Raw genomic sequence first — 13,425 nt, 5'->3', positions numbered from 1 at the left:
CCTCGGTGGTCAACGGTCGTCGTCCTCGGGGAGGTCGGACGCGCCTGGACTGGCGGCCGAGGTGGGGCGATAGACGTGGTAGCCCGGCGGCGCGAGGGCGGGGTCGGGCCTGGCCGGTTCGGGCGCCGGCGGGGGAGTCGCGGCGCGCGGGGCGGGCGGCGGAGCCGCGGGTTTCGGTGCCGGCGGCGTTTCTTTCCGGCGGCCGAATCCCCACTTCCGGCCCGCCCGCTTGCCCTCGCCGGATTTTTCGGAAATATCTGGAATGGCGGCTTCGCGCCGAGGGGGAGGAGTGCCGGTGTCGACGCGGGTGTGGTCGGCCTGGGCGGTGCGGCCGTCGGCGCTGGGATCGTCGCGGTTGCGGGTGGCTCCGCGGCCGTCGGCGGGGCTCGCGGCCCGGCGAGCGGGTGGCCGGGTCGCGGTGCGGGTGCCGCCGGCGGGTGGGTTCGGCTTGTTGCGGACGGGGACGGTGGGTGCCCCGGGCCACGGGTCGGTCGGCTCGGCGCCCGACGGGTCGGTGGTGGTCTCGGAATCGGCGGGCGTCTCGGTGGCGTCGGCCTCGGCGTCGGTTAGGTCGCCGGCTCGGCCGCTCAGGTGTTCGTTGTGCAGGCGGGCGGCCACCCAGCCCGCGCGCAGTGCCATGACGACCGCCAGGAGGGCCGCGATCGCCACGCCTAGGCGGCCGGGGAGCGGGATGATGCCGATCGCGCCGCCGGCCACCCAGGCGATCATCAGGACGGTTTCGGAGTGGGCGAAGGCGCTGGCGCGCAGCCGCTCGGGCACGCGCTCCTGGATGCTCGCGTCGATGGCCAGCTTGGAGATGCCGCTGAAGATGGCGGTGACCAGGGCGAGCAGCGCGACCGTCGCGAGGCTGTAGAAGATCGCGGCGAGCACGGCGACGCCGGCCGTGATGGTCAGGCCGGCCGACTGCAGCGCCAGCGGGCGGCGGATGCGCAGGCGGGTGCCGGCCGCGGTGGACAGGAACGTGCCGACGGCGAGCGCGCCGCCGACCACGCCGACCGCGCCCTGCCGGCCGACGTCGTGGCCGAGCAGGGTGGTGTCCAGCTGGTTCGCCATGATCACGAAGGCGAAGAACAGCAGCAGGAAGCCGTAGAGCAGGCGCAGGCTGGCACTGCCGATCAGAGTGGAGATCACCAGCTTGCCGGAGAGCGGGCGGTCGCCGTTGCGGCCCAGGCCCAGCGCTGTCCGCCAGGGCCGGGGGACCGCCTCGGGCGGGTCGGAGTCGGCGCGGGGCGGCAGGCGCAGCGAGATCACCATGCCGACCACGAAGATGATCGTCGCGACCCGTAGCGGCCACTGCGGACCGATCTTGAAGGCGAGCAGGCCGAGCGGCGCGACCACCGCCCCGGCGAAGGTGCCGTAGACGCTGGCCCGGGCGCCGACCTGGGACAGGCCGACCCCCTCGGGCAGCAGCCTTGGCACGGCCGCCGAGCGGGCTACGCCGTACGCCCGAGAAAGAGCGAGCACCCCGAAAGCCGCCGGATAGAGGCCCCAGCCGAAGAGGTGATCGGAGATCACGTAGGCCAGGAAGGCCCGGCCGAGCATGGTGGCGGCCAGGGCGTAGCGGCGGCCGTGCCGGAAGTGGTCGAGCAGCGGGCCGACCACGGGCGCCAGCAGCGCGAACGGGACCATCGTGATGAGCAGGTAGAGCGCGACCTTGCCGCGGGCCTCGCCGAGCGGCACGTTGAAGAAGATCGTGCCGGCCAGCCCGATCGCGATGAGCGTGTCGCCGGCGCAGGAGACCGCGTGCAGGTCGAAGAGGCGGATCATGCCGATCTCGTTGGCGGCGCCCCGGGCCCGCGCTGTGCCGACCCGGCGGGTCGCCCAGGCTCCGCCGCGCACGGAACCGCGCACCATCAGTCGGGCGGCCTTGATCCCGGTGCCGACGGTGCGTCCGATCGTGGGAAGCAGCGGCATAGGGTCCATCCTGACTGATCCGGGCTACCAGCGTCCTCCCCGGCACACGTGGAATTCGGGGGAGTCGCTGCGGCTCACGAGTCGCGGTAAGGGACAATGGATACGTGACGACCAGGACGACCGCGCGCGCCCCCCGCCTTGACCAGGTTTGTGCCGATGCTGTCGGGGTGGCTCGTGGTGCGATCACCGAGGTCGACGCGGCCGACATCGGTGAGCACCTCGAGGCCGTGGCCGAGGGCGACCGGGTCGTGACCCACTTCTTCGAGAGCCACCTCGCGGGCTATCGGGGCTGGCGCTGGGCGGTCACGGTGACCCGGGTCCCGCGTAGCCGGCACGTCACGATCTGTGAGACGGTGCTGCTGCCCGGCCCCGACGCGCTGCTCGCACCGACCTGGGTCCCGTGGAACGAGCGGCTTCAGCCCGGCGACCTCGGTGTGGGCGATCTCATGCCCACGGCGCCCGACGACGATCGCCTCGCCCAGGGGTACGTGCTGAGCGACGACTCCGCGGTCGAGGAGGTCAGCTGGGAGCTCGGTCTCGGCCGGTCCCGGGTGATGTCCCGCGAGGGCCGCATCGACACCGCCCAGCGGTGGTACGACGGCGACGCCGGCCCCGAGGCCGCGATCACGGTCGCCGCGCCGCGCAACGCCCGCTGCGGCACCTGCGGCTTCTACCTCCCGCTCGCCGGTTCGCTGCGCGCGATGTTCGGCGTCTGCGGCAACCTGTACGCCCCCGACGACGGCAGGGCGGTCAGCGCCGACCACGGTTGCGGCGCCCACTCCGAGGCCTTGCTCGGCACGGCGGAGCAGCCGGTCGAGGAGTTGCCGACGGTCTACGACGACAGCGAGGTCGAGTCGGTCGCGGTGAGCCGCGGTCACGGCTCGGTGGAGGACGAGGAGCCGGCCGAGGACTACGGCCACAGCTAGTTTTCGCGGAACGCCGCGTGCGTGATCGAGCGGCGGCGACGCCGGTTACGGTCGTGCACGATCATCGTGATCAGGCCGGGTATGCCCACGAGGAAGCCGGCTATGCAGGTGTCGAGCCAGGTGTCCGGACCGTTCGCCAGCCAGACGATCAGGCCGGCGATCGCGAAGGCGGCGAGGCCGGCGACCGCGAACGGGACCATCGGCGGGTCGAGCGGTTCGACCCGGGGCTTCGGCTGAGTCACATCCCACAGGGTACGTCCGCGGAGATCATCCGTGGGTCCGGGTGGCGTTCGGGCTTTTGCGCAGGTCATTGCTTCTGAGAGCATGCGCGCGTCGTAGTTTCCGACCTTTCCGGAGGAGCCTGCATGTCGACCGCTACTACCGATGCGGGCGTACGCAACGCTTTCGACCGATATTTCGAGATATCTGCGCGCGGATCGAACCTCAGTCGCGAGATCCGCGGCGGGTTCGCCACGTTCTTCACGATGGCCTACATCGTCGTTCTCAACCCGCTGATCCTCGGCGGGGGCGCGGACGGCGACGGCGGGAAGCTGCCGATCGCGGCGCTCGCCGCCGGCACCGCCCTGGTCGCCGGTGTGATGACCATCCTGATGGGCGTGGTGGCCCGGTTCCCGCTCGCGCTGGCGGCCGGGCTCGGCGTCAACGCGCTGGTCGCGTACGAGATCGCGCCGGAGATGACCTGGGCCGACGCCATGGGCCTGGTGGTGATCGAGGGTGTGCTGATCACGATCCTCGTGCTGACCGGCCTGCGCACGCTGGTCTTCCGGGCGGTGCCGACCCAGCTCAAGACCGCGATCGGCGTCGGCATCGGCCTGTTCCTGATGATCATCGGGCTGGTCGACGCCGGGTTCGTGCACCGCGTGCCGGACGCCGCGAACACCACGGTCCCGGTCGAGATGGGCCTCGGCGGAGCGCTGCTGACCTGGCCGTCGATGGTCTTCGTGGTCGGCCTGCTGTTCACGCTGGTGCTGTTCGTGCGCAAGGTGAAGGGCGCGATCCTGATCGGCATCCTGGTCAGCACGATCCTGGCGATCATCGTGGAGGCGATCGCCGGCGTGGGCTCCTCGGCCACCAACCCGCACGGCTGGTCGCTCAACGTGCCCAAGCTGCCGGAAAAGATCGTGAGCAAGCCCGATCTCTCGCTGATCGGCCACTTCAACGTGCTCGACTCCTGGTCGACGGCCGGCTGGCTGGTCTGCGTGATGTTCGTCTTCACGCTGCTGATCACCGACTTCTTCGACACCATGGGCACGATGGTCGCGATCGGCCAGGAGGCCGGGCTGCTCGACGAGTCCGGGGTGCCGCCGCGCACCCGGGAGATCCTGCTGGTCGACTCGCTCGCCGCGGCGGCGGGCGGCGCGGCCAGTGTGTCCAGCAACACGTCGTACATCGAGAGCGCGGCCGGCGTCGGCGAGGGCGCCCGCACCGGCGTCGCCAACCTGGTCACTGGCGTGCTGTTCCTGCTGGCCATGTTCCTGGCGCCGCTGGTGCAGGTGGTGCCGTTCGAGGCGGCGTCGACCGCGCTGGTGGTGGTCGGCTTCCTGATGATGACCGCGGTGCGGCAGATCGACTGGACCGACTACGCCATCGCGGTGCCGGCGTTCCTGACGATCACGATCATGCCGTTCACGTACTCGATCTCCAACGGCATCGGGGCCGGGGTCATCTCGTACGTGCTGCTCAAGGTCGCCGTCGGCAAGGCGCGGGAGATCCACCCCATCCTGTACGGGGTGGCGGCGCTGTTTGTCCTGTACTTCCTGCGTGGTCCCCTGGAAACCTGGATCCTGTGAGGTCGTGCCGGGCCCGCTCGCGGCGGGCCCGGTGACGGCGGTCATACGCGTTTTCGATGGTCGTTAGCCAAGCTCATTAGCTAGGCTAAGAATCGTGATGGAGTGGCCGGTGGCTGCGGAGCGAGGGACAGCGGACGAGCTGGCCAGGGCGCTGCGTGACGCCATTCAGCGGCTCAACCGGCGGGTCCGGCAGACCCGCCCGGTCGGCGATCTCACCTACGGCCAGCTCTCCGCCCTGACCAGCCTCCAACTGGCCGGCGCTCTGACCCCGCGCGAGCTCGCCGATGTCGAACGGGTCCAGCCTCCGACGATGACCAAGATCGTCGGAAAGCTGGAGGCGCGCGGGCTCGTGGTCCGCACCCCGCACCCGACCGACGGGCGGCAGGTCATCCTGGCGCCCACCGAGCAGGGCCGGGCGATGTACGCCCAGTTCGAGAAGCTGCGCAACGAGTGGCTGGCCGACCAGCTGGCCGCGCTCAGCGAAGAGGATCGGGACGTGCTCGTCCGGGCTGCGCAGATCCTGCAGCAGGTCGCCCGCGCCTGACCCTTTCCGGTCGCCGCGCTTCATCACGTGACGATGACGCGTACGACCGAGAAGGAGGCGCAGCCTAGTGCGGGCAGTGCTGAGTACCACGTTCCGGTCCCTGAGGGTTCGCAACTACCGGCTCTTCTCCACCGGCCAGCTCGTGAAGCTGGTCGGCGTGTGGATGATGTTCACCGCTCAGGACTGGTTGGTGCTCGACCTCTCCGGGAACTCGCCCGGCGCGCTCGGCACGGTCGCTTCCCTCCAGTTCCTCCCGGTGCTGGCACTCACCCTCTACAGCGGCCGGCTCGCCGACCGCTACGACAAGCGCAAGCTGCTGGTCGCCGCGAATGCCGTCTTTGCCGTCACCGCGGTCGTCTTCGCCGTGCTGGTCGCGGCCGGCGTCGTGCGCCTCTGGCACGTCTTCCTCTTCGCGGGCCTGCTCGGCATCGCCAACGCCATCGAGACCCCGGTCCGGCAGGCGTTCGTCTCCGAGCTGGTCGAGCATCGGCTGCTGCCGAACGCGCTGGCCCTGTCGGCCGCGACCTTCAACGTGGCACGCATCGGGGGCCCGGCCCTGGCCGGCGTGGCGCTGGCCGTCTTCAACACCGGGCCGGTCTTCCTGATCGCCACGGTGCTCGCGATCGCGCCGGTCTTCAGCTACACCCGGATGCGCCCGGCCGACCTGTACCGCAAGGACGCGGTGGCCAACAAGGACGCCCGGGTGGCGGACGGCCTGCACTACGTGCGCAAGCGGCCCGACCTGCTGCTGCCGATCTCGCTGATGGCGGTCGTCGGCATGATCGGCTTCAACTTCCCGGTCACGCTGGCCGCGCTCGCGAAAATCAACTTCCACGCCGGGCCGTCCTCGTTCGGCCTGCTCACCACGACGCTCGCGGCCGGCGCGCTCGTCGGCGCGCTGGCCGGCAGCGCGCGGCGGGCCCGGCCCGGGGTCTACCTGGTGCTCGGGTCGGCGATCGCTTTCGGTCTGCTGGAGTTCGCGGTCGGCTTCGCCCCGAGCTTCCTGGTGGCCATGCTGGTGCTGCTGCCGACCGGGTTCTTCTCGATCTTCCTGGCCCAGGCGGCCAACCACCGCGTGCAGATGGGCGTCGCCGGCGAGTACCGCGGCCGGGTGATGGCCCTCTACGTGCTGGTCTTCCTCGGGACGACACCGATCGGGGCGTCCCTGGTCGGCTGGTGGGGGCAGCATTTCGGGGTGCCGTCCAGCATCTGGGGCGCGGGGCTGGTGTGCTTCGTGGCCGGGGTGGTGGCGCTCGTCTGGCAGCTGAGGGTCAGTGGCGACCGGCTCGTGCTGCGGCTGCGGCCCTGGCCGCGGGTGCAGCTGGTGCGCCGGAGCCGCGAGGAGGCGCCGGCCGAGGATGTCTCGGTCGTCGCCATCGACGAGCCGCCGGTCGACGCGGTCGCCGGCGGCGGTGTGCCGATCCCGGCCACGGGTGAGGTCGCCGACGAGATCGAGGCCGCCGCGTCGCGCCGGGAGACCGGCCGGCCGTCGCCGGCGCTCAGCTCGCGGGCGCTGTGACCGGGCGCTGCGCCGCCGCTATCTCCAGGGCGGCGCGGCGCGGATCGGCGTCCCAGCGGCTGGCGAAGGCGTCGACCAACCGCCATCCGGCGAGGTGCAGGGCACGCTGGCGGTCGAGGTGCGCGTCGGCGCCGTCGGGATGCGGCCCGCACAGGACGCCGATCGGCTCCTCGCCGGTCCCCACGCACAGGTCGACCACCCACGGGCCGACCCGATAGCCGGCCCGCACGACGACCTCCAGGTGCGCAAGCTCGGCCGCGAGCTCCTCTATCCACTGGCCGGATAAATCGGAAACGTTCGATGACGCGGGCCGTGCGGCGGACGCGTAGTCCAGATAGTCACCGAGCAGGCCGTCGGCGGTGTCCAGGGCCGTGACTACGACCAGGCGCCGCCGGGCTCGGGTGATCATCACGTTGAAGAGGTGGGGGTCGGTGACGAAGCGCCGCCGGCCGGCCGGGTCGCCCGGCAGAAGCCCGAGCGAGACGACCACGACCTCGGCCTCGCTGCCCTGGAAGGCGTGCACCGTGCCGACCCGCAGGCCCAGCTCCTCGATCCGCTCCACGGGGTAGGCCGCCACCAGCGCCGCCTCCAGGGCCTCGGCCTGCGCCCGGAACGGGGAGATCACGCCGATCCCGCGCCGGTCCTCGGCGACCAGGTCGCCGACGACCTTCAGGACCGCGTCGACCTCGGCGGCAAGCGTCGCCACCGGAACCGTCACCACGTCGATGGCATCCGTGGCCTCAAGAGATGGTGTACGAGTCATCACCGCGATCCGGTCGGCGTAGAAGCGATGAGCCGAGAAGCCGATCAGGTGCGGCGCGCTGCGGTGATGCTCGGTCAGCCAGGTAGCCGGCGCCGACCCGGCGGCCAGGTCGTAGGTGCTCACCCGGCGCACGTCCAGCCGTTCGTCGGCGCCGTGCCGGTCGAGCACCTCGGCCACGTCGACATCGCTCACGAACGACACGAACCGCAGCTGCCGCGGATCCCCGACGATCAGCGCCCGGCGCGCCCGGGCCAGCACGGGGGCCGCCCGCACCTGGTCCACGTGCGACGCCTCGTCGATCACCACGAGGTCGAACATCCCGGGCGCGGCCGGCAGGAGGTCCTCCACGTCGGCCACCGTGCCGATCCACAGCGGCAGGGCCCGCACCAGCGGCGGCGCGTCCAGCTGGGCGAGCAGCTCGCGGCGGCGATTGCGACCGGCCCGCAGGGCGGCGGCCAGGGAGGACGCGCCGCGCCGGGCCTCGCGGTCCCATCGCTTCTCGCCGCGGGCGGCGTTGCGCATGGCGGTCCCGACCGCGTCGGCGAGCGCCGCCTCGGCCGCGTGCAGGGCGATCCAGCGCGGGCCCAGGTCGGTGCCGCCGGTCGCGGCGAGGTGGGCGGCGGCACGCTGCGCGGTGGCCGCCGCGATCGCGTCGGTCACGGTTTCCTCGGGTACGCCCCGGCGTGCGCGCAGCCGCCGTCGTGCCCACCAGCCCGCGAGGCCGCGCCGGGTCAGTCGCGCCGGGTCGAAGTGGAGGGCGAAGGCGCCCGGCACGTCCGCGGCCAGCGCCGGCAGTCGCGGTTCCCACTCCGGCAACCGCGCCGCCGCGTACTCCCGATCGAGCGAACTGCGAATGCCGGCGCGCTCCCGGCGTACGGAATCCTGGGAATGACGGACGGCCGCGAGGTCCGCTCGGAGCTCTCGCTCGCCCACGCCCTGTTCGGCGCCCGCCGTGAGCTCGGCCGCAAGGCTCTCCCGCCGGCCGGCGTCGCCGAAGAGCACCGGAGTCGGTCCCGGATAGCGGGCCAGCAGCGCCGCCAGCACCTCGGCCGCATGCGGGGACTGCGTCGCCACCAGTACCGACCCGCCCCGATGCACCACCTCGAGCGCGGCGGCCACGACCGTGTGGCTCTTGCCGTTGCCGGGCGGACCGGAGACCACCGTGATCGGCGCCGTCCGGGCCCGCGCGACCACTTCGGCCTGCGCCCCGGTCAACGGCAGCGGCGAGAGCACGGGCGACCGGTCGGGTCGATCGTCCGGGGCGTCGCCGTAGATCGCGGCGAGCGCCGTTCCGCTCAGGTCCCGCCCCGCCCAGCTGCGGAGACTGTCCTGCAGACCGCCGCCGAAGACGTCCCGCGCCACATACAGCGCGGCCCGCGCGACCAGCACCACGCGCTCGGCCGGGATGTGCTTGCCGTCCTCGACCAGCGCGTCGACCGGCAGGCCCGTCGCCGCGGCCGCCGAGCGCAGCCAGGCCTTGCTGCCGATCGCCTCCAGCCAGCCGGGCGCGGCCAGGCCGGGGGCGGCCTCCAGCGCGGCGGCCAGCTCACGGTCGGTGACCAGCGGGGTGACCTCGACGTCCCCGGCCGGGACGACGCGATAGCCGGTCAGGCCGCGCTCGAGGCGCATCGGCTGGCTCAGCAGCGGCACCCGGATCTTGCGGGCCTTGCCGTCCACCTCGGTGCGGCCGGCCAGGAAGCCCCAGCCGCGACGCAGCAGCCGCTCCTCGCGGTGCAGGGCGTCGAGCGCGGCGAGCCGGTCGATCTCCTTGCGGCGGCGGGTGCGGTCGGTGTCGTCGAGCCAGGCGAGCGACTGGCCGCCTCGGGTCACGTCGAGCACCCGATCGCCACCGGCCGGCGCCAGCTCGGCGAGGACGGCGAGGACGGTGGAGGGGTGCATGACGGCCGACAGTACCGTCTCCGCGCATCCGTCAGGATTTGGCAGATCGGCTCCGCCGAACGGTTATTCCGGCCCGGCTCGCGGTCACTTAGCGTCGTGTTCGTGGCCATCGCGCACATTGTCGTGCTCACGGCGGCGTTGCTGACGCTGGCGTGCTTGCCGTGCGTCGTGGCGGCCGTGGTCTGCGCCGACGACCCTGTCCGGCATCGCTGGTGGACGAGGCGGGGCCGGCGTGACCTGCGGGCGCTGCGGCGGCTCGACCGTGCCCTGCGCAAGGACGCGTCGCCGCTCGCGACGGCCGACACTCTGGACAAACCGTCGATCGAGCAGATCGCGTACGACCTGCGGCGCCTCGACCATCAGCGGCGCGCCGGGCCCACCCAGCAGTCGGAGAAATGGCAGGACGCGGTGCTGCGCGCCTATGACCAGCGGCTGTGCCTGGCCTGCCAGGCGCTCGGGCTCAAGGAGCACCTGGAACCGCTCGAGGGCATGGATCGCGAGCTCGAGCGGCTGCGGGTGGAGAGCGAGTTGCAGGCCGCCGGGCTGGCCCTGCGCTAGCCGCCGGTCGGGCCGAGGGTCGCCGCCGCCGGTGTCGGGGCGGGCTCCTTGAGCTCGACGAAGATGCTCACGGTCTCGGTGTCGCCGATGTTTTCCCCGGAGTGCTCCTGCGCGCCGACCCAGCGCACGTCGCCCTCGCCCAGCTCGACCTCGACGCTGCGGCCGCCCGCCGAGATGCGGCGGCGGAACGACGACAACGTGACCATGACCGAGTCGGGGTGGGTGTGCGGCCGCGTGCTGTCCCCGGGCTTGTCCCGATATTTCAGGACCCGCACCCGGTCGTTCTCGAAAACGGTCTGATACAGCTCCGGGCTGACCTCGACTGGATCCATCATTTCGCCCCCTGCTCTCGAGATGGGACTCGAGTCCCATGGGACGACGGTACCATTATGGCGATGCGAGTACCATATGAAGCGACCGGCCGCCGCGACCAGAAGGCCCGCACCCGCGAGGCCCTGGTCGACGCGACCCGCCGCCTGCTGGCCGACGGGGTGAATCCCACCGTCGAGCAGGCCGCCGTCGAGGCCCGCATCTCCCGCACCACGGCCTATCGCTATTTCCCCAGCCAGCGGGCGCTGCTCCTGGCGGCGTACCCGGAAATCACGCGGCGTTCCCTGCTCCCCGAGGACGCGCCCGACGACGTGCCCACCCGGCTCGATCTGGTGCTGGCCGCGTTCGCCCGGGTCAACCTCGACTGGGAGCCCCAGCTGCGCACCTCGCTGCGCCTGTCGCTGGAGCCGGGCGCCGAGCAGCCCGTGCTGCGCCAAGGCCGGGCGATCACCTGGATCGAGGAGGCGCTGGCCCCGCTGCGGTCCTCGCACCCCCGGGTCGACGTACGGCGGCTGGCGATCGCGATTCGGGCCACCACCGGCATCGAGTCGCTGATCTGGCTGACCGACATCGCCGGGCTGTCCCGTGCCGACGCGGTCGCGTTGATGCGTGACTCGGCCCAGGCCCTGCTGGCGTCCTACACCGGCCAGGAGCGCAACGGCCGGTAATCGCCGTCGTTGCTCTCGACCAGCACGAAATCGTCCACCGTCCACGGCGGACTCGCGTGCCCGGCCAGCGCCGCCCGTACCGCGCCGTCGCCGCGATAGGTCACGGTCAGATGCGGCTGGTAGGGCCGCGAGTCCGACGGAAAGCCGGCATCGGTCAGCGCCGCTCGGACCCGCTCGCGAAGGCGACCCAGTGCGTCAAGCTCTCCGTCCACGCCTGCCCACGCGGCCGACCCGAAACGTCCACCCCCGGACAGCCGCAGCGAAAAGCTCCCCGCCGCGGGTAGTGCGGAGAGGACGGACGCCACGGCATCGATCGGCGCCTCGCCGAGGAAGACCAGCGTGACGTGCCATTTCGAGGGTCGGGTCAGGCGAGCGCCCGGGGGAAGCGCGTCGTGCAGCGCTCGGACGACCGGCTCGGGCGGGAAGACCGCGACGAACAGGCGGCTCAGGACGACTCGCGGGCCGCCGGGCCGCCGCCGAAGAGGACGTCGTCCCAGCTGGGCAAGCGCTTGCGGGGCTTGGCCTCATCGGTCTCGCCGCCCTGCTGGCCGGCCTGGCCCACCGTGCGCCGCGGGCGCAGCACCGCGAGCGAGGGCACGGCCGGCACCTCCTTGGGCAGGTCGGCGTCGTCGTCGAAGGCCGAGCCCGAGCCGCCGCCGAGCAGCGCCGCGGCGCCACCGGCCACGGGGCGCCGGGGCTGGTCGCTCTCGAGGCTTCGGCCGCCGCCGAGCGGACGGTCGAGCGAGGCGAGCAGGGCGTCGCGGCCGGACCGGATCGGGTCGCGGGTCGGGCGCTGCGTCGGGGCCTCGGCCGCGGGCAGGGTGTGCCCGCCGCGCGCCGGCTCGGCCGTGCGGGCCGGACCGGGGAGCCCGTGGCCACCGCGCTGCTCGAGGAACGTGCGCTCGGGAACCGGTTCCTGGCCGAGAATCTGCGTGGGCCGCTCGGCGCAGAGGTATTGCGCCATGTCGTCGTGCGGGGAGACGACCTGGCGTCCCTTGTCGAGGTCCCAGATGGCCTGGGCGGTCGCCTTGCCGGACGGCCAGGTGGCGACGATGCGCCAGGTGCCGTCCTCGCGGCGGAACGCGTCCCACGAGATTTTCTCGGTGTCGATGCCGTGCTGGGCGAGGCGGCTGTCGACCACCTCGGCGAGCGGCGCGCCCGAGTCGGACGTCTTCAGCCTCGTGCGGCGCGCGTGCTGGGCGAGCATGGCTCGTTCCTGCAGCACCGGACCGGCGTAGCGCAGCACGCGATCGACCGGCACACCCGCGATGCGGGCGACGTCCTCGGCGGACTCGCCGGAGCGGATGCGGGCCTGGATGTCGCGCGGGGAGAGGGAGGGCGGCACCTCGGGGGTCGTCACGGCCATGGGTGAGCCCGGGGGCGACACGTGCGGTTCGTGGGTGACCGCGCTGTTGATCCGGTCGTCGAGGGGGAGGGCCAGGAGCCGGCCGACCTCATCAGCGAGCACCAGGGCCTGACCGTCCTCGGAGAGGGCGACGAAGCGTACCGGCCGCATGCGTTGCCTCCGTCCCGTGGGCCTGCGTCGGGACCACGGTACGCGTCCCGCCACATCAATGGGGGATGACGCGCCGGTTGAATAGGGTCCTCATGTTTGCTAGGGCCGCTTGCCGCCTGGCCCGCCGCCGGTTTCTTCGCCGGCCGGGTCGATGCTGATCGTCAGGGTTGCGCGGTAGCCGTCGGTGACGGTGCCGGTCACTGTGGCCAGTTCCGTCACGGCCTTGTCGTCGCCGAAGACGTTGTCGGTGGCCAGGCTCACCTGCTTCAGGTTGGTCACGCTCTGTGCGTACCCGGTGGTGGCGTAGACCGCGTCGGAGACGTCCTCCGGGAGGGCGATCTGCGACGTCTTCACGATCGGGCCGTCGCCGCTGGTCGCGTGCGCGACCGACGCGTACACCTCGAAGTGGATGTGTGGCCAGCGGCCGGAGTAGCAGGCCGGGAAGATGCTGGTGAAGGTCGCCGTGCCGGTCGCGTCGGTGGGTTGTATGCCGCGCAGGTAGTTCTGCTCGGTGACCCCCGTCGAGTACAGCGAGTAGTTGCCGCCCCGGTCGCAATGCCAGGCGTAGACGGCCGCGCCGCTGATCGGCCGGCCGGACCGGTCGTTCACCACGAGTGAGAATTCGAGCGGCACCCCGTCCGCCACGCCGGAGGCGGCGCCGCCGAACGTGGGCCGGATGTCCTTGCGCACGATCCCGTCGAGCGTGCGCACGTCCGGCCCGTTCGACCCGTCCGCCGGGTACGGTCCGGCGGTCTCCGACACGACCTCGGCCCGGCCCGACGAACCGGCGCCGGACGAGCCCGAGCCGGAGCCGGACGGCGAATCCGTGCAGGCGCCGAGGGCGGCCAGCGTGCCGGCGCCGCCCAGCATCGCGAGCAGCTGGCGCCGGTCGAACCGCAGCCCCTGGTCGTGGACGCGGCGCACGAACGCCGCGTTGTCCGGATCACCCATACGGA

At 72.5% G+C, this 13,425-nt stretch carries 13 protein-coding genes; 6 read left to right on the top strand and 7 right to left on the bottom strand.

The window, feature by feature from the left end; genetic code table 11:
* Positions 1-9: 9 nt before the first annotated feature.
* Entirely contained in the window at positions 10-1,935 is a 1,926-nt protein-coding gene (locus A3CQ_RS0133515; protein WP_020515323.1) for an MFS transporter, read from the bottom strand.
* A gap of 104 nt (positions 1,936-2,039) precedes the next feature.
* Between A3CQ_RS0133515 and A3CQ_RS0133510 the strand changes: the two genes are divergently transcribed.
* Positions 2,040-2,861, top strand: a complete 822-nt coding sequence (locus A3CQ_RS0133510; RefSeq protein ID WP_026206495.1) for a DUF3027 domain-containing protein — start codon at positions 2,040-2,042, stop codon at positions 2,859-2,861.
* Here A3CQ_RS0133510 and A3CQ_RS0133505 read toward each other — a convergent pair.
* Entirely contained in the window at positions 2,858-3,061 is a 204-nt protein-coding gene (locus A3CQ_RS0133505; RefSeq protein WP_051115436.1) for a DUF2530 domain-containing protein, read from the bottom strand. The genes A3CQ_RS0133510 and A3CQ_RS0133505 overlap by 4 nt on opposite strands.
* A gap of 165 nt (positions 3,062-3,226) precedes the next feature.
* On the opposite strand from A3CQ_RS0133505, the gene A3CQ_RS0133500 reads away from it, so the two are divergent.
* From A3CQ_RS0133500 to A3CQ_RS0133490, 3 genes are all read left to right on the top strand, one after another.
* Positions 3,227-4,672, top strand: a complete 1,446-nt coding sequence (locus tag A3CQ_RS0133500; protein WP_020515320.1) for an NCS2 family permease — start codon at positions 3,227-3,229, stop codon at positions 4,670-4,672.
* Positions 4,673-4,769: 97 nt separating this feature from the next.
* The gene (locus A3CQ_RS0133495; protein WP_020515319.1) at positions 4,770-5,216 is read left to right on the top strand and encodes a MarR family winged helix-turn-helix transcriptional regulator; all 447 of its coding nucleotides are present in this window, start codon (positions 4,770-4,772) and stop codon (positions 5,214-5,216) included.
* A gap of 67 nt (positions 5,217-5,283) precedes the next feature.
* A complete protein-coding gene (locus A3CQ_RS0133490) occupies positions 5,284-6,735 on the top strand; it encodes an MFS transporter (RefSeq protein WP_084699344.1) in 1,452 nt (483 codons plus the stop codon).
* Here the strand turns inward: A3CQ_RS0133490 and A3CQ_RS0133485 are convergent.
* Complete coding sequence (locus tag A3CQ_RS0133485) at positions 6,716-9,397, bottom strand: DEAD/DEAH box helicase (RefSeq protein ID WP_020515317.1); 2,682 nt, start codon at positions 9,395-9,397, stop codon at positions 6,716-6,718. The genes A3CQ_RS0133490 and A3CQ_RS0133485 overlap by 20 nt on opposite strands.
* Positions 9,398-9,499: 102 nt before the next feature.
* Between A3CQ_RS0133485 and A3CQ_RS0133480 the strand changes: the two genes are divergently transcribed.
* On the top strand, positions 9,500-9,955 hold the full coding sequence (locus A3CQ_RS0133480; RefSeq protein WP_040433496.1) for a hypothetical protein: 456 nt from the start codon (positions 9,500-9,502) through the stop codon (positions 9,953-9,955).
* On the opposite strand, the gene A3CQ_RS0133475 is transcribed toward A3CQ_RS0133480, so the two are convergent.
* Complete coding sequence (locus A3CQ_RS0133475) at positions 9,952-10,290, bottom strand: cupin domain-containing protein (protein ID WP_020515315.1); 339 nt, start codon at positions 10,288-10,290, stop codon at positions 9,952-9,954. The two genes, A3CQ_RS0133480 and A3CQ_RS0133475, sit on opposite strands and share 4 nt — an antisense overlap.
* A 60-nt stretch (positions 10,291-10,350) precedes the next feature.
* Between A3CQ_RS0133475 and A3CQ_RS0133470 the strand changes: the two genes are divergently transcribed.
* Positions 10,351-10,953: a TetR/AcrR family transcriptional regulator gene (locus tag A3CQ_RS0133470; protein WP_040433494.1), complete on the top strand. Its 603-nt coding sequence runs from the start codon at positions 10,351-10,353 to the stop codon at positions 10,951-10,953.
* On the opposite strand, the gene thpR is transcribed toward A3CQ_RS0133470, so the two are convergent.
* From thpR to A3CQ_RS0133455, 3 genes are all read right to left on the bottom strand, one after another.
* A complete protein-coding gene (gene thpR / locus A3CQ_RS59585) occupies positions 10,923-11,351 on the bottom strand; it encodes an RNA 2',3'-cyclic phosphodiesterase (RefSeq protein ID WP_245577443.1) in 429 nt (142 codons plus the stop codon). The genes A3CQ_RS0133470 and thpR overlap by 31 nt on opposite strands.
* Before the next feature lie 47 nt (positions 11,352-11,398).
* The gene (gene sepH / locus A3CQ_RS0133460) at positions 11,399-12,469 is read right to left on the bottom strand and encodes a septation protein SepH (protein ID WP_020515312.1); all 1,071 of its coding nucleotides are present in this window, start codon (positions 12,467-12,469) and stop codon (positions 11,399-11,401) included.
* A 99-nt stretch (positions 12,470-12,568) separates the two neighbouring features.
* Complete coding sequence (locus A3CQ_RS0133455; RefSeq protein ID WP_020515311.1) at positions 12,569-13,420, bottom strand: dioxygenase family protein; 852 nt, start codon at positions 13,418-13,420, stop codon at positions 12,569-12,571.
* Positions 13,421-13,425: the final 5 nt, after the last annotated feature.

The sequence above is a fragment of the Paractinoplanes globisporus DSM 43857 genome (assembly GCF_000379645.1).
GTDB lineage: Bacteria > Actinomycetota > Actinomycetes > Mycobacteriales > Micromonosporaceae > Actinoplanes > Actinoplanes globisporus.
Note: the sequence above shows the minus strand (reverse complement) of the source record. Positions and strands in the feature narration are given on the sequence as shown.